Annotated in this window: 13 protein-coding genes and 1 tRNA gene; 10 read left to right on the plus strand and 4 right to left on the minus strand. The window is 68.6% G+C overall.

The window, feature by feature from the left end:
• Window positions 1–609, minus strand: a 609-nt coding sequence (locus DCI01S_RS14145) for a flavodoxin family protein (protein ID WP_061229828.1), incomplete at its 3' end; no start/stop codon positions are given.
• 134 nt (window positions 610–743) lie between these two features.
• Here DCI01S_RS14145 and DCI01S_RS14150 point away from each other — a divergent pair.
• The 3 genes from DCI01S_RS14150 (at window position 744) to DCI01S_RS14155 (ending at window position 3727) form a co-directional block, all read left to right on the plus strand.
• Window positions 744–2549 (plus strand): thiamine pyrophosphate-requiring protein, encoded by a 1806-nt coding sequence (locus DCI01S_RS14150; RefSeq protein ID WP_061229821.1) that lies wholly within the window; start codon window positions 744–746, stop codon window positions 2547–2549.
• Entirely contained in the window at window positions 2546–2716 is a 171-nt protein-coding gene (locus DCI01S_RS17330; RefSeq protein ID WP_156482616.1) for a hypothetical protein, read from the plus strand. Before DCI01S_RS14150 ends, DCI01S_RS17330 begins: the two co-directional genes overlap by 4 nt.
• Window positions 2717–3034: 318 nt before the next feature.
• Window positions 3035–3727: a hypothetical protein gene (locus DCI01S_RS14155; protein WP_061229822.1), complete on the plus strand. Its 693-nt coding sequence runs from the start codon at window positions 3035–3037 to the stop codon at window positions 3725–3727.
• A gap of 113 nt (window positions 3728–3840) precedes the next feature.
• Here DCI01S_RS14155 and DCI01S_RS14160 read toward each other — a convergent pair.
• A tRNA-Gln gene (locus DCI01S_RS14160) sits at window positions 3841–3912 on the minus strand.
• A 220-nt stretch (window positions 3913–4132) separates the two neighbouring features.
• Here DCI01S_RS14160 and DCI01S_RS14165 point away from each other — a divergent pair.
• A complete protein-coding gene (locus tag DCI01S_RS14165; protein WP_061229823.1) occupies window positions 4133–4804 on the plus strand; it encodes a TetR/AcrR family transcriptional regulator in 672 nt (223 codons plus the stop codon).
• Window positions 4805–5002: 198 nt separating this feature from the next.
• Here DCI01S_RS14165 and DCI01S_RS14170 read toward each other — a convergent pair whose 3' ends face one another.
• Window positions 5003–5572, minus strand: coding sequence for an HdeD family acid-resistance protein (locus DCI01S_RS14170; RefSeq protein WP_061229824.1), 570 nt, complete (start codon window positions 5570–5572; stop codon window positions 5003–5005).
• A gap of 195 nt (window positions 5573–5767) precedes the next feature.
• Complete coding sequence (locus DCI01S_RS14175; RefSeq protein WP_061229825.1) at window positions 5768–6511, minus strand: vitamin K epoxide reductase family protein; 744 nt, start codon at window positions 6509–6511, stop codon at window positions 5768–5770.
• 178 nt (window positions 6512–6689) lie between these two features.
• Here DCI01S_RS14175 and mfd point away from each other — a divergent pair, with 178 nt between their 5' ends.
• From mfd to DCI01S_RS14195, 6 genes are all read left to right on the plus strand, one after another.
• Window positions 6690–10358: a transcription-repair coupling factor gene (gene mfd / locus DCI01S_RS14180; protein WP_061229826.1), complete on the plus strand. Its 3669-nt coding sequence runs from the start codon at window positions 6690–6692 to the stop codon at window positions 10356–10358.
• Complete coding sequence (locus tag DCI01S_RS14185; protein ID WP_061229827.1) at window positions 10355–11191, plus strand: MazG nucleotide pyrophosphohydrolase domain-containing protein; 837 nt, start codon at window positions 10355–10357, stop codon at window positions 11189–11191. The genes mfd and DCI01S_RS14185 overlap by 4 nt, the downstream gene beginning before the upstream one ends.
• Before the next feature lie 643 nt (window positions 11192–11834).
• Window positions 11835–13607, plus strand: coding sequence for a sodium:solute symporter family protein (locus tag DCI01S_RS14190; RefSeq protein WP_218001324.1), 1773 nt, complete (start codon window positions 11835–11837; stop codon window positions 13605–13607).
• Between the two features lie 18 nt (window positions 13608–13625).
• The gene (locus DCI01S_RS17740) at window positions 13626–13757 is read left to right on the plus strand and encodes a putative transporter small subunit (RefSeq protein ID WP_218001325.1); all 132 of its coding nucleotides are present in this window, start codon (window positions 13626–13628) and stop codon (window positions 13755–13757) included.
• Between the two features lie 212 nt (window positions 13758–13969).
• Window positions 13970–14428 (plus strand): helix-turn-helix domain-containing protein, encoded by a 459-nt coding sequence (locus tag DCI01S_RS16900; protein ID WP_082767841.1) that lies wholly within the window; start codon window positions 13970–13972, stop codon window positions 14426–14428.
• A 51-nt stretch (window positions 14429–14479) separates the two neighbouring features.
• A partial coding sequence (locus DCI01S_RS14195) for a PIN domain-containing protein (RefSeq protein ID WP_244881750.1) occupies window positions 14480–15217 on the plus strand: 738 nt, incomplete at its 3' end.

Consider the following 15217-nt stretch of genomic DNA (forward strand, 5'->3'; position numbering starts at 1 on the left):
GACCGCCGGGTACTGCGTGCCCTTGAGGAAGCGTGCGAGATGTACCGCGTTGGACGAGAGCGTGGTGATCGTCGAGGCCACGGCCGACGGCGTCTCGTCGAGGTCCTTGTAGTCCTTGGGGTTCATCGCCTCGTGGTTCCAGTAGGTGCCGCCCTGGGCAGGAATCGTGAAGCCGATGTCGTTGAGCCCCTGGAACGTGTCGGCGATGATCTTGTGCGCGCCGTCCTCGTTGCCCACCACCGAGACCACGGCGACCTTGCCGAACATCGCCGGCCGGCCGTCGTCGTCGGTGGCGGACAGTTGCGCGTCCAGACGCTCCAGCACGCGCTGCGCGATGCTCGACATGTGGCCGACCCAGGTGGGTGTGGAGAAAACCAGGATGTCGGCGGCCCTGATCTTCTCGAGGATGGCGGGCCACTGGTCGCCGTCGCCCATGTCGTCGTCGACACCCGGGCGTACGTCGTAGTCGGCGACGCGGACGGTCTCACCGGTCACGCCGTGACCGGCCAACTCGTCGAGGATCTGCCGGGCGATGAGGTCACTGCTCGACTCGGCGGGAGAGGCCTTGAGCGAGCACACCAGTGCGAGGGCTTTCAGGTCCGTGTCCATGCCGCGCACGGTAGACCCGCCCCGCGCGCCGGACAACCGCTGTCCCGGGACCGCCACCAGACCGGTGGAGCGTGTCGGAGGCGACCCCTACGGTGGGGGCCACTCACGGACCGACGGGTGGAGAGGGCACGCGTATGAGCACGGACAGGACGGTGGCCGACCTCGTCGTCGAGCGACTGGTGGCCTGGGACGTCGAACGGGTCTACGGCTACGCCGGGGACGGCAACAACCCCCTGCTCGGCGCGCTGCGCCGCTCCGACATCGCCCCGGCGTTCGGGCGCGCGCGCCACGAGGAGTCCGCCGCGTTCATGGCGGTGGCCGACGCCAAGTACTCGGGCGCCGTCGGCGTGGTGACCTCCACCCAGGGCCCGGGCGCGATGCACCTGATCAACGGCCTGTACGACGCCAAACTCGACAGCGTTCCGGTGGTGGCCCTGGTCGCGCAGCAGCACACCAGCGTGCTCGGCTCCGGCTATCAGCAGGAGATCAACCTCGGTGACGTCTTCTCGGATGTGGCCGGGCCGTACCTGCAGACCGTCGCGTCGGCCGAGCAGGTGCCGTTGGTGCTCGACCGGGCGTTCCGGTCCGCGCTCACGCACCGGACCCCGGTGGTGGTGATCCTCCCGCACGATGTGCAGAACGCGCCCGCGCCGGAGCTGGGCGAGGATCTGGGCCAGGAGCACGGGGTGGTGGTCACCGCCCGCGAGTGGACCCACGGGGTCACCGCGCCGCGTGACGACGACGTGGCGCGCGCGGTGGACGTGCTCGACGCGGGGGAGCGCATCGCGTTCCTCGTGGGGCGCGGCGCGGCCGGGGCGCAGGCCGAGGTCATGGAGCTGGCCGACCGCCTGGGCGCCGGCGTGACGATGAGCCTGTTGGGGAAGCCCTACGTCGACGAGTCGTCACCGTTGGTGGGTGGGACCATGGTACATCTGGGGACGACGGCGAGTGCGCGGATCCTCCAGAACTGCGACACCTTGCTGATCGTCGGTTCGAACGACCCCTGGACGGAGTTCTACCCCGAGCCCGGGCAGGCGCGGGCCGTGCAGATCGACCTGGACCCGGTGCACCTGGCGAACCGATACCCGATCGAGGTGGGCCTGGTCGGCGATGCCGCGCTCGCGCTGCGTGAGCTGCTCGGGCGGGTGGCCGAGAAGGACCGCTCCGCCTGGCGTGGCGACGTCGAGAAATGGGTGCGCCAGTGGCGGGAGATCTCCCGGATGCGCTCCGAGGTGCCCACACGCGGACTCAACCCCGAGCTGGTCGCCCGGCGGCTGGCCGAACACATACCGCACGACGCGCGCCTCGCCGTGGACGTGGGCAGCAGCGTCTACCACTACGTGCGGCAGATAGATCTACCCACGTCCGTGCACGCGCACCTGTCGTCGACGCTGGCCTCGATGGGCTGCGGTATCCCGTACGCCATCGCCGCCAAGGCCGCCGCACCCGCCAAGCCGGTGGCCGTGCTGGCCGGCGACGGCGCCGTGCAGATGCTCGGTATCAACGAGCTGATCACCGTGGCCGAGGCTTGGCCCGGCTGGGAGGACCCGACCATGGTGATCGTGGTGCTCAGCAACCGCGATCTGGCAGAGGTGAGCTGGGAGCAGCGGGAGAGCGAGTCGCAGCCGCGGTACGCGCGGTCGCAGGAGGTGCCGGAGTTCGACATGGCCGCCTACGCCGAGCTGCTCGGCCTGCGGGGGATCCGGGTCGAGGAGCCCGATCAGCTGGCGCCGGCGTTGGAGGAGGCGTTCTCCGCGGGCCGGCCCACGGTCATCGACGCGATCACCGATCCGGACGTCCCGCTGCTGCCGCCGTTCCCGCACGGCCGCGAGATGCTCGAGTCGATGCGCACCGGCCTGCAGGCCGAGGGCGCCGCAGGCGAGCACGCCCTCGAGCTGCTGGAGACGTACGCACGGATGGAGGAGGAGCGGTTCACGTGACGGGGATGAACGGACCAGGCCGACCCGACAACGACCCGGCGTTCCGGCCCGATGCCGAGGTGGAGCGCAGGCCGCGCCGCTCGCGCCAGCCCGCGCTGACGGTGCTGGCAGTGGTGGCGATCCTGCTGCTGGTTCTGGCGGTGGGGATCTTCGGCGGCATCTTCTAGGCGGAGGCCGACTGGGCAGCGGCTACGTGTTCATCCCACCGCGGGGGAGTAGGAGCGCTGCGACACCCATCGCGGTCCGTTCTCTGAGTACATCGCGGATACGCGAAAATGCTCAGCGAGTGTGTGCCTCTGCCTAACATCTGGCGCACCCATGAAAGGTCCGATATGCGCTCTGCTCTTTTCGCTGCGGCGGCGGCCGTCCTGGTTCTTGCCGGATGTTCCGCTCAATCCGACTCGGAATCCGAAGCGCTGCCCACGCCGATCACCTCGAGTTCGGCTCCGGCTGGGCCCGCTGAAGTACCTATCGCTCTCGGGGAGGTGTTCACCATCAGCGGGCCGAGTTACACCGCTGACGTCACGATCGAGCGAGTATTCGTTCCCGGGGCCTGCAGTGGGGCACCGGACGACTCTGTTGCCATTCAGGTCGATGTAGACGTGAAGTCCGGCGACGGGACTCGGGAAGTACTTAATACGGGCACGATCCGCGAACGCACGCGCGACGGCTACATCGAGAAGGAGCGGACGATCTCGCGGAGTTGCGGCGATATTGACGAGCTCGACGCCGTGAACGTCCAGACCGGTGACAAGTATCGAGGAGTCGTCTGGCTCAAAGACGACGTCGACCCTGAATCCGAGCTGCTGATCAACGCTCCGACTGGTGGCGGGCCGATTACCGAAGTCTTCGTGTTGAATCTGAGCGACATCGAGATAGCAACAGACGCCCCGGCGCCACCAGCCGACGACGAACCTACTGCGCCGACAGCGGCCGCTGTACCGACAACGGCGGCGCCGACGGTCGTCGAGTGCCTGTTCGGGACCCCCGGGCCGTCTCGCATGTCAGACGGGACGATCCAGAACACCGAGTTCTGTGCCAATCAGCCGGGTGCAGCCGAGAGTCGATACCTGGAATCGAACTGCTCGGACATGGCGTGGCGTCAAGAGATGGGTTTCGAGGGCGACCGTCTGTGCGGGTCGTCCCTCTTTGAGGATGGAGCATTGGGCGGCAACTAGTCGGCTGGACTGATGAGAAGGTCCGCGTCCGACAACGCGCTGGCTTCCAGAAGTCATCCTCCGCGCGACCCGCGGCACCTTCACGTGCGCGGCGAAGGTCGGGAGTGCTCGAGCTCCCCCGCCAGGACTCGAACCTGAAATGCCTGAACCAAAATCAGGAGTGTTGCCAATTACACCACGGGGGAACGGCCCGCGCGCGGGCCACTCCCCAGTCTGGCATACGAGCACGGCCCCACTGTCGCCTACCTGTTCCCGGATGGGTGGCCTCGCCGCTAGCAGCCCACACGGGGGAGTCCGACCCCTGATCGGTCGGCCGCGTTCAATGCTCCGACTAGGCTTTTCCGTCGAGGGAGGCGACACCACATGACAGGTCAGTCGGAAATGACGCCGGCGCCGCGTACCAGGATGTCAGCGGCGAAACGCCGGCAGCAGTTGGTCGAGGTGGGCCGCCGGATTTTCGCCGAGTACGGTTACGACGCGGCCACTGTCGAGGAGATCGCGTCGGTCGCAGGCGTGTCCAAGCCGGTCGTCTACGAGCACTTCGGCGGCAAGGAGGGCCTGTACGCGGTGGTGTGTGACCGCGAGCTGGCCTATCTGGGTGCCGAGATCACCGAGGCGTTGGAGGGCGAGGGGTCGCGCCGCCGCATCGAGCGCGCCGCGATGGCGCTGCTTCGCTACGTGGAGGAGCGCACCGACGGGTTCCGGATCCTGGTGCGTGATTCGTCGCTGAACAACGGTGGCTCGTACTCGACGCTGCTCAACGATGCCACGGCCAGTGTCACCTACATCCTCGAGGAGGAGTTCGTGGCCCGCGGGTTCGACCCGGTCACCACGAACGTCTATGCCCAGGCCCTGGTCGGCATGGTCTCCGGCACCGCGCAATGGTGGCTTGATGAGCGCACTCCGCCCAAGGAGGAGGTGGCCGCGCATATCGTCAATCTCTGCTTCAACGGCCTGTCGCACCTCGATCCCGCGCCGTCGCTCGAGTCAGGTGTCATGGCGAAGTACTCCAGCCGCAGTCATCCGGCCGGCGACTCGGCCGGGCGCGATCTGCGCCCGGGGCCGGCTCGGCCCTGAGCGCACCGTAAGTGACGCGGGCCCGTGAGCGCACGTGAGGTCCCCGGTGAGTCCGCCACCCTCTGCGAGGCACCGGCCGAGAAGAACAGGGCCCGCCGGAAAGAACGAAGCCCCCGCGGCCCTCGAATAGCGGGCAGCGGGGGCATTCGTGTCGGCAGGTTCGGCAGTCACGGCCTGCCTGAACGGTCGGCCCGAGAATCAGATCTCGTCGGCCACCGGGGCGCTCGAGAGCTTGGCGGCATCGCTGCGTAGACGGAACGAGACGGCGATCATGATCAAACCGACGATCACGCCGAACCAACCGGCGAACGGCAGGAAATTCTCGATGGTCGACGGCCCGAACAGCGCCAGGCCGAGTCCCACCACGGCAATCACAACGCCGACCGCACCCATGATCCACGCGTTGGCGACGACGGTCCGGAGGGTGGACGCGCCGTAGACCAGCAGCGCACCGGAGGCGATCAGCCAGATCGCGAAGAGCAGCACCAGCGCGGTCACGGTGATCGACGGCCAGAACAGCACGACCAGGCCGAGCACGATGAAGAGCGCGCCGCCTCCGATGAACAGGCTCGACGAGCCGCTGTGTCCGCGCAGCCCCAGGCCCGTGGTGATGGTCATAGCGCCGTCTGCGATCGCGAACGCCGCCACGAGGAACACCGCGAGAATGAGGCTCGAGCCGGGGGCGATCAGCGCGGTGATGCCGAGTACGAGCGCCAGGACACCGCGGATCAGCTGGACCCACCAATTACGGGTGAGGGACGTGATCATTGCTTCCACCTCTCTGTCAGCGGGCTCTCAGCCCGTACGCCTAGTGATCATGCCCGCACTTCGGATTTGCGGCAGTCCAATGTGAGGCATTGGACTCTAGTAGGTATCCGCCGGTGTTCGCGGGTGCCAGCAGCGCGCGCCAGCGCCTGCAGGTGGCCGCCGACCCCGACGGGGTGCAGGGCGAGGGCCGCCGGATCAGAGGTTCGCGAAGAAGTCCGCCCAGTAGAAGTCCCAGAACGCCCACAGGATGACGCCCGCCACGGCGAGGAACCACACCACCACCGGGACGAGGTGCCAGCTCTGCAGCGTGCGCACCCAGCGGGCCGCCGTGAGTTTGGCCAGTACGTGCAGCAGTGTGTACCAGAACATGGGGATGGTGGTGGCCCACACGACCATGCACCACGGGCACAGGACCTGGATGGAGAAGATGGACTGGAACGCCAGCCAGTGCACGAACCCGGCGGCGAACGTCAGGCCCAGCAGCGTGCCCACCCAGTACCAGCGCGGCAACCGCACGCCGGACGCGGCGGCGACGCCGATCGCGATCACGATGCCGTACCCGACGAGCCCGATGAACGGGTTGGGGAAGCCGAACGCCGCGCCCTGCTCCGAGTTGATGACGCTCTTGCAGCTCATGAGGATGGAGAAATTGCACGCGGGCGTGTAGTCCGGGTTCTCCAGCAGCCGGATTTTGTCCAGGCTGAGCTGGAACGACGCGACCAGCGCGATGGCCGAGCCGATCGCCAGCAGCACGCCGATCCACCGGTCGGTGAACACCCGCGAGCCGACGATCGTCGCGCCGGCGTCCGGTCCGTCGTCGCGGGGGCCGGGGGCGATCGTCACCGGGGCGGCGGGCTCGCCGGGAGCGGTGTCGCCCGCGGCTGGCCCGGGGGTGTCCCGTCCGGCGTTCCCGGCGGCGGCGTCTGTGGTCTCGCGCATACGCACAGGCTACCGGGGCCGCCGCGCCGTTAGAGTGGGAGATCTGGCACACCGGCCCGCCTGTCGTGCCCCGCCGCGCACCGCCGGTCCGATCACGGCCGACCTGCGCGTGCCGTGCGCCCGCGCCCGCCCAGACCGAGTCCGACCACCTCGCCCCGACCCTGAAGGACCCTCACGCGTGACCTCCACCGCCCCCGCCGTCACCTCCACGACCGCCGCGCTGTCCGGTCTGGCCGGTGCGGTCATCTCCAACCCGGCGCTGGCCGACCTGCGCGCGGGTCTGGACCGCGACACCGCCGTGGTGCGCGCACCGGAGTCGCTGCGGCCGTTCCTGGTGGGTGCGCTGGCCGAGCGCGCGCCGCTGCTGGTGGTCACCGCCACCGAGCGGGAGTGTGAGGAGCTCGCCGACGAGCTGTCGGGGATGTACGACGGCGAGGTGGCGCAGTTCCCGAGCTGGGAGACGTTGCCGCACGAGCGTCTGTCGCCGGCGGCCGACACGATCGGTCGCCGCCTCGAGGTGCTGTCCGCCGTGATGGCCGGACGGGCGCCGAGGATCATCGTCGCGGCGGCGCGATCGGTGGTGCAGCCCATCTCCCCGGCGGCCGCCCGCCGCGAGCCCGTGCGCCTGACCCGGGGCGCCGAGGTCGACCCGACCGAGCTCATGGCCCACCTGGCCGAGTTCGCCTACACCCGCGAGGACATGGTCGCCCGCCGCGGCGACATCGCCGTGCGCGGCGGCATCGTGGACGTCTTCCCGACCACGGCCGACCACCCGCTGCGCATCGAGTTCGACGGCGACGAGATCGCCGAGATCCGCGAGTTCTCCGTCGCCGACCAGCGCTCGCTGCCCGACGGGGAGGTCGAGCAGGTCGTCCTCTACCCGTGCCGCGAGCTGCTGCTCGACGACGACGTCCGCGCCCGGGCCGGTCAGCTGGCCGCCGAGCACCGCGCCAACCCGACGCTGGCCGAGCTGCTGGACTCGTTGGCCGAGGGCATCCCGCGCGACGGCATGGAGGCCCTGACCTCCGTGCTCGTGCCGGGCGAGATGGCCACCCTGCCGATGCTCATGCCGGACGACACCCGCGTCGTGGTGTGCGACCCCGACAAGGTGCGCCGCCGCGCCGCCGACCTCGCCTCGGCGGGCCGCGAGTTCCTCGAGGCATCCTGGACCGCCGCGACCATGGGCGGCGACGCCCCCGTCGACAGCGAGACCCTCGACCTGTCCGGCTCGGGCTACCGCACCTTCTCCTCCGTGCGCGAGGAGGCCACCGGGGCTGGCCGCGCCTGGTGGCAGCTCGTCCCGCCCGGATTCCTCACCGACCCCGAGGACGGCCTCGTGGTGACCGTCGAGGCCGGCGACCCGCCCGCCCCGCGCGGCAAGGACTCCGAGATGGAGGCCATGTTCGTGCGGCTGCGCGCGCTCGTCGGCGCCGGCGGCCGGGCCGCGATGGTCGTCCCCGGCCACGGCACCGTCACCCGCATCCTGGAACGCCTGTCCGAGGCCGAGGTCCCCGCCACCGCCGCGACGCCCGGCGCCGAGCCCGCCGACGGGCTGGTGACCGTCTACGAGGCCGTCCTGCACGCCGGGTTCGCGCTCACCGGCGGCGCCGACGGGGCGTCCGGCGACCTCGTCGTCGTCTCCGAAACCGACCTCACCGGCAACCGACTCGGTTCCACGGCGCGCCCCAAGGCCCGCCACTCCAAGCGCCGCAACCAGGTCGACCCGCTCGCCCTCAAGGCCGGCGACCTCGTCGTCCACGATCAGCACGGCATCGGCCGGTTCGTGGAGATGGTCGAGCGGCAGGTGCGCGGCGGCGACGGCTCCTCGCGGCGCGAGTACCTGGTGATCGAGTACGCGCCCGGCAAGCGCGGTGCGGCCGGCGACCGGCTCTACGTGCCGATGGAGTCGCTCGGCCAGCTCAGCCGCTACGTCGGCGGCGAGGCACCGACGCTGTCCAAGATGGGCGGCGCCGACTGGCAGAACACCAAGCGCAAGGCCCGCAAGGCCGTCCGCGAGATCGCCACCGAGCTCGTCCAGCTCTACGCCAAGCGGCAGTCCGCGCCCGGCCGCGCCTTCGGGCCGGACACGCCCTGGCAGCGGGAGATGGAGGACGCGTTCCCGTTCACCGAGACCGTCGACCAGCTCAGCGCGATCGAGGAGGTCAAGGGGGACATGGAGAAGTCCGCCCCCATGGACCGCGTCGTGGTGGGCGACGTGGGCTACGGCAAGACCGAGGTCGCCGTTCGCGCCGCGTTCAAGGCCGTCCAGGACGGCACCCAGGTCGCCGTGCTCGTACCCACGACCCTGCTGGCGCAGCAGCACCTCGCGACGTTCACCGAGCGCATGACCGGGTTCCCCGTCACCATCAAGGGGCTCAGCCGGTTCACCTCGGACGCCGAAGCGAAAGAGGTCCTCAAGGGCCTGGCCGACGGGACGGTCGACGTGGTGATCGGTACACACAGGCTGCTCGCGACCGGCGTGCGGTGGAAGAACCTCGGACTGGTGATCGTGGACGAGGAGCAGCGCTTCGGCGTGGAGCACAAGGAACACATCACCTCCCTGCGCACCCACGTCGACGTGCTCACCATGTCCGCCACGCCGATTCCGCGCACGCTCGAGATGTCGCTGGCCGGCATCCGCGAGATGAGCCAGATCCTCACCCCGCCCGAGGAGCGCCTGCCCGTGCTGACGTACGTGGGTGCGTACTCGGACAAGCACGTCGCCGCCGCCATTCGGCGCGAGCTGCTGCGCGAGGGGCAGATCTTCTACGTCCATAACCGGGTGCGGACCATCGACTCCACCGCCGCGAGGATCCGCGACCTCGTGCCCGAGGCGCGCGTCGTGGTGGCGCACGGGCAGATGGGGGAGGAGCAGCTCGAGCAGACCGTCGGCGGGTTCTGGAACCGCGAGTACGACGTGCTGGTCTGTACGACCATCGTCGAGACCGGCCTGGACATCTCCAACGCCAACACGCTCATCGTGGACCGCTCCGACCAGCTGGGCCTGTCGCAGATGCACCAGCTGCGTGGGCGAGTGGGCCGATCCCGCGAGCGTGGGTACGCCTACTTCCTCTACGACCCGGAGAAGCCGCTCACCGAGACCGCCTACGACCGGCTGGCCACGATCGCGCAGAACAACGACCTCGGCGCCGGCATGGCCGTGGCCATGAAGGACCTCGAGCTCCGCGGCGCCGGCAACGTGCTGGGTGCCGAGCAGTCCGGCCACATCGCCGGCGTGGGCTTCGACCTCTACATCCGTCTCGTCGGCGAGGCGGTGGAGGCCTACCGCGCCATCGCCGACGGCGAGAAGGTCGAGACCCAGGAGGAGCTCGGCGAGATCCGCATCGAGCTGCCCGTCGACGCCTTCATCCCGCCCGACTACGTCGACGGCGACCGGCTGCGGCTCGAGGCCTACCGAAAGCTCTCGCAGGCCCGCGAGCCCGGCGACATCGACGCCGTCGTGGAGGAACTGCTCGACCGCTACGGGCCCCTGCCCGTGGAGGCCCGCCGCGTGGTGTCGGTGGCGCGGCTGCGGCTGGTGGCGCAGAAGTACCGGGTCCGCGAGATCGTGCTGGCCGGCTCGCGCCTGCGCGTGGGCCCGCTCGACCTGCTGGACTCGCAGCAGATGCGGCTCAAGCGCATGTACCCGGCCGCGCAGTACCGGGCCACGCAGAAGACCGTGCTGCTGCCGCTGCCCAAGGCCGCCGGCGCACGCGCGGGTGCCGGCGGCGAGAAGGCCCGCGACGACGAGATGTTGCAGTACGCCGCCGACTTCCTCACCGCCATGGCCGGCGACCCGGAGGGCTCGAACCCGGTGATCCAGCCCGAGACCGCGCCGGCCCGATGAGCTCGCGCGGTCCGGCCGCCGACGCCCCCCGTCCCCATCGAGAAGACAGTTCCGCACGAGACCACTCGGCCGATGCGGGCGAAACTGTCTTCTCGACGGCGGCCGGCGGCGGAGCGGGCCGCTGCGCGGACTCCTCCGGCGACCGGCTGGCGGAGGCCGTCGCGGTGATGGCCCGCATCCGCCGCGACGGCCGGTGGGAGTCCGCCCAGACCCACGCCTCGCTGCTGCCATACCTGATCGAGGAGTCGTGGGAGCTGGTCGACGCGGTGGCCGACGACGACCGCGATGAACTGGTCTCCGAGCTCGGTGACCTGCTGCTCCAGGTGCTGTTCCACGCCGCGATCGGTGCCGAGCGCGGCGACGCGCCCTTCGATATCCAGGACGTCGCGGGCGCGCTCCTGGACAAGCTCCGCCGCCGCGCGCCGTACTGGTTCGACAACGACGACGACAACGACGCCGCCCGCGTCCTGTCGGCAGCGGCCGTGGACGCGGACGAGCAGGATCGGCTGTGGCAGAAGGCCAAGGCCGCCGAACGGGTGGGCCGTCCGCCCCGCGGCGTGGTCGAGGGCATCTCGTGGGATATGCCGGCGTTGGCGCTGGGGCAGAAGGTGCTGTCGCGCGTCCGCTCCGCCGGCATCCCCGACGATCTGGTGCCCGCCGAGATGACGGTCGTGTCCATCGATTCCACCGCCGGGGCCTCGGGCTCTGCGGAGGTCGAGTACCGGCAGGTGATCCGTCGCTTCGCGGGCACCGTTCGTGTCGCCGAGTCGCGGCTCCCGGTGCCCGTCGCCGACGCCACGGACGCCGACTGGCGCGCGGCCTGGCCCGTCTGAGGCACTCCTCCGCAGCCGCAGCCGCAGCCGCCGACCGCCGACGGCCCCGCCCCATGGCCGCCGACGCCTCGCGCGCTCACCGCTCGCCGCTCGCCCGGCCCTGCTCGCGGGCACGCCGCTCTCCCGACCCCCTCGCGGGCACGCCGCTCTCCCGACCCTCCTCGCGGGCACGCCGCTCGCCCGACCGGCGTGCGCCGAGTGGTCGAAGCCGATCACATCGCCCCTGGACGGGGTCTGAGAATCCCTGCAGGTGTGACCAGTCGCCGAGCCGCAGCGGCGCTGCCTAACCGCTTCCTTATACCAACGTCCCCGTGCGTGCTCGCCCCGACCCGACGGGGCGGACTGCTGTTCGATGGCGCAGGTCACATGTGCGCTATGCCCCCAGCCTGGCAGCGGTGTTTTTTGCGCGCTGGCGCAAGAGTGTGGCGCTGTGCGCTCGATGGATGGTCATCCATAACGCAACCTGAGCGCTGCGACGCGTTTGGTCTTTTCCTCCATCGGCGGGCCGATTGTCCGGCCCGGTTCGTGGGTCGAACCGGCCGCTCGTTGGACGCCCCGACAACCGGAGATTCTCAGTTTCCTCCCAACTTCACTATGCTCGACACGTTGGTCAGATAAGTGAAGAGCGAAAGGGCAGAGAAATTTGCTGGAATACACTGCGCTGAGCGCTACTGCTGTCGTTCTCCTTCTGCTGCTGTTCTACGGCGGGACGATGGTCATGTCCATGCGGATCGCGCGCAAGGACGAGAACGCGGATAGCTACATGACTGCTGGTCACAAGATCGGCTTCGGGATCTCGGCGGCGTCGATGACCGCGACCTGGATCTGGGCGTCGTCGATGTACGCCTCGGTGAACTCGGGCTACCTCTACGGCGTGTCGGGCCCGATCCACTACGGGCTCTGGGGTGCCCTGATGATCCTGTTCATCTACCCCTTCGGCCGCCGGATCCGGAAGGTCGCCCCGCAGGCTCACACGCTCGCGGAGGTCATGTTCGCTCGCCACGGCCGGTCCTCCCAGCTCATGCTGGCGGGATCCAACATCCTCGGTTCCGTCATCTCGTTGACGTCGAACTTCATCGCCGGTGGCGCACTGATCTCCATGCTGAGCCCGTTCAGCTTCATCCAGGGCGTGATCGTGATCGCCGCCGGCGTGCTGCTGTACACGCTGTGGTCGGGCTTCCGCGCCTCGGTGCTCACGGACTTCGCGCAGGTGCTGGCGATGCTCGGCGCGGTGGTCATCATCGTGCCGGCCATGTTCTTCTTCCTCGGCGGCACTGAACTCTTCGAGACCGGCGCCCAGAACCTCACCCAGCAGCAGCAGTCGTTCTTCTCGTCGGAGGCGTTCCTCAACCAGGGCGCGCCGTACATCGCGGCGGTGTTGGCGTACGCGATCGGTAACCAGACCATCGCGCAGCGGCTGTTCGCGGTGCGGGAGGACCTCATCAAGCCGACGTTCATCACGGCGACGGTCGGCTACGGCGCCACGATCATCGGCATCGGCATGATCGGTGTGCTGGGGCTCTACGCGGGCATCCAGCCGGTGGAGGGCGATCCCAACAACCTGCTCCCGCAGGTCGCGGCGGAGTACCTGCCGGGCGTGCTGGTCGCGGTGTTCTTCATCATGATCATCGGGTCGCTGTCGTCGACTGCGGACTCGGATCTGGCGGCCATGTCCTCGATCGCGATGACGGATATGTACGGGCAGAGCATGCGCAGTCGGGGCCAGATCCCCAATCCGCGGATGATGCTGACGATCGGCCGGGTGACGATGATCCTGGCGACGGTCGCGGCTCTGTTCTTCGCCAACATGCGGTTCAACATCCTCGACCTGCTGGTGTTCGTGGGTGCGCTGTGGGGCGCGCTGGTCTTCCCGGTGATCGCGAGCTTCTACTGGAAGAAGGTCACCAACTCCGCGTTCACCGTGTCGGTGATCGTGGCGCTGGCCGCGTTCCTGCCGACGCGCTTCGGGCTCGTCCCGGACACGGGCGCCCTGCCGATCGTGACCGAGGCGTTGGCCGTGGTCGGCGTGGCGGTGGTGTTGGGCCTGATGGTCTTCGGCTTCCTCGGGTTGCGGCTGGCGTTCATCGTCGGCGCAGTCGGTGCGCTGGCCAGTGCGCCGTTCATCTTCGGCTTCCTGCGCGACTACGACACGCTGACCGCCTCGCTGGTGGCGTACGCGGTGAGCACGCTGGTGTGTGCTGGCATGTCGTTCCGTAGCTCGACGAATTTCGACTTCGCCACGATCGCGCGGGACACCGCCGATTACGACACCGAGGAGGTCGCAGAGATTCTCGAGGCGGAGTCCGACGCGGCGGAGACCGCCGACGTCGGTGACGAGTCCGAGGTGGTCACCGCCGGTAGGGACCGTCGCCGGCGCGATGACGACGACAACGACGACGACCTCGTTCGCGTCTGAGAAGGAGGACGACCACTCATGTCACCGATCTTGCTGACGATCTATGTGCTCATCTGGCCCGTCGTGGTGGCGGGCACCCTGGCGGTGATCGTGCGGGGCTTCGTCAAGGAGGCCGCGGAGGCCAAGAGGGAAGGCGCCCCGATCATTTAACGCCCGCGCACGCGAGGCGAGCGCCCGCGAGTCCACGGCCCCCGGTCGGCAGTCGCCGATCGGGGGCCGTGTCGTGTCGGGGCTGACCGGCCGCCGTCGAGTCGGGCCAGGGGTCGAGCCGGTGCACACACATCGAGGACAGCTTCGTATCCTGCCTTCCAAGCAGGGGCCCTTCGTATTGCGTGTTCGAATTTTTCGTTTTACCCTTGTCTATGGCTGCCATGAAAAATCACACTGTGCTTCCGTCGGATGCTGACGAGCAAGAGACGCTTCTTGGCTTGCAAGAGGCATTGGCTGGTGGGCGAGCAGTGTCAATATCGACAGAGGATGGCACGTTCCGGCTCACCGAAAGTGTGCGGTCGGTACTCCTCGATGCCGTGACGGCGTTGGCTCACGGGCAGGCCGTGACCGTAGAGCCACAGCGGACAACCCTGACGACTCAGGAAGCAGCTGAGCGCCTGGGAATCTCCAGACCGACACTGGTCAGATTATTGGAGCAGGGAAGAATTCCGTACACGACTCCGGGGCGGCACCGGCGAGTAAAGCTGGCGGATGTGCTCGCGTTTCAAGAGCGTGAGCGTGAACGTCGGGGCCGGGTGCTCCGCGAGATGGCCCGCGAGGAAGAACCAGACCCGGAAGAGGCTGGAGACGGCTTCACCAGAACCCGCTGACCGGCGTCGGAAATGGTTGGATTCCGAGTAGTTCTCGACGACGCCTGCGTGATGCTGCCGCAGACGCTCAACAACCTTTTGCTCACGCTTGCGGATGCCGAACTTTTCGTTCCGGTATGGACTCCAGATCTGCTCGAGGAAGTGGAGCGGAATCTCACCGGCTCCAGGTTTGGGAAGACACCAGAGCAGGCGAAGCGGCGTGTTCTGCGCATGCGAACTGCATTCCCATTCGCCGAGGAGTTTTCCAGCGGGTACCGCGAACTGATTTCGTCGATGGTTAACGATCCCAAGGATCGCCACGTCTTAGCGGCAGCCGTTCGGTCCGGAGCGGGCCTGATAGTCACGGCGAACCTCAAGGACTTCCCGAGAAGCGCGCTCGAGAAGTTCGATGTGGAAGCGATCCACCCCGACGAGTTTCTCTGCGACCTTCTCGATCTCCATACCGGCATTGTGTTCGAGTGCATGGAGGTGGTAGTGACGAGGAATGCGCACCCTCCTCGCACGGTCGGAGAGCTCCTCGTATCCCTCGAGCGGCAGGTGCCACGATTCGTCGACGCCGTCCGGAGGCATCTCATCGCTCCGGACGAACCGTCAGGGGAGTCGATGGGTGCCGCTGACCTCGCGCCGCACGAGTTCGTCGAGTTGGACGACGAGCAACTAAAGACCCTCTCGCCTGACGCGAGAGAAGCCTACGAACGTCTACGGACAATGGACCATGCGGAGCGGGTGCGGTTTCTCGGGCACGTCAAGTTGGTCGAAGCCGCGTGGGCGTTCCTGAGCCCGGTTTGT

The organism is Dietzia cinnamea NBRC 102147 (assembly GCF_001571065.1).
GTDB classification, from domain to species: Bacteria; Actinomycetota; Actinomycetes; order Mycobacteriales; family Mycobacteriaceae; genus Dietzia; species Dietzia cinnamea.

Bases quoted from the DNA above. Each gene is read 5' to 3' on its own strand.
- DCI01S_RS17740 (WP_218001325.1), top strand. From the start codon at position 13,626: ATGTCACCGATCTTGCTGACGATCTATGTGCTCATCTGGCCCGTCGTG.
- DCI01S_RS14175 (WP_061229825.1), bottom strand. From the start codon at position 6,511: ATGCGCGAGACCACAGACGCCGCCGCCGGGAACGCCGGACGGGACACC.
- DCI01S_RS14185 (WP_061229827.1), top strand. From the start codon at position 10,355: ATGAGCTCGCGCGGTCCGGCCGCCGACGCCCCCCGTCCCCATCGAGAA.
- DCI01S_RS14165 (WP_061229823.1), top strand. From the start codon at position 4,133: ATGTCAGCGGCGAAACGCCGGCAGCAGTTGGTCGAGGTGGGCCGCCGG.
- DCI01S_RS14170 (WP_061229824.1), bottom strand. From the start codon at position 5,572: ATGATCACGTCCCTCACCCGTAATTGGTGGGTCCAGCTGATCCGCGGT.
- DCI01S_RS16900 (WP_082767841.1), top strand. From the start codon at position 13,970: ATGGCTGCCATGAAAAATCACACTGTGCTTCCGTCGGATGCTGACGAG.
- DCI01S_RS14150 (WP_061229821.1), top strand. From the start codon at position 744: ATGAGCACGGACAGGACGGTGGCCGACCTCGTCGTCGAGCGACTGGTG.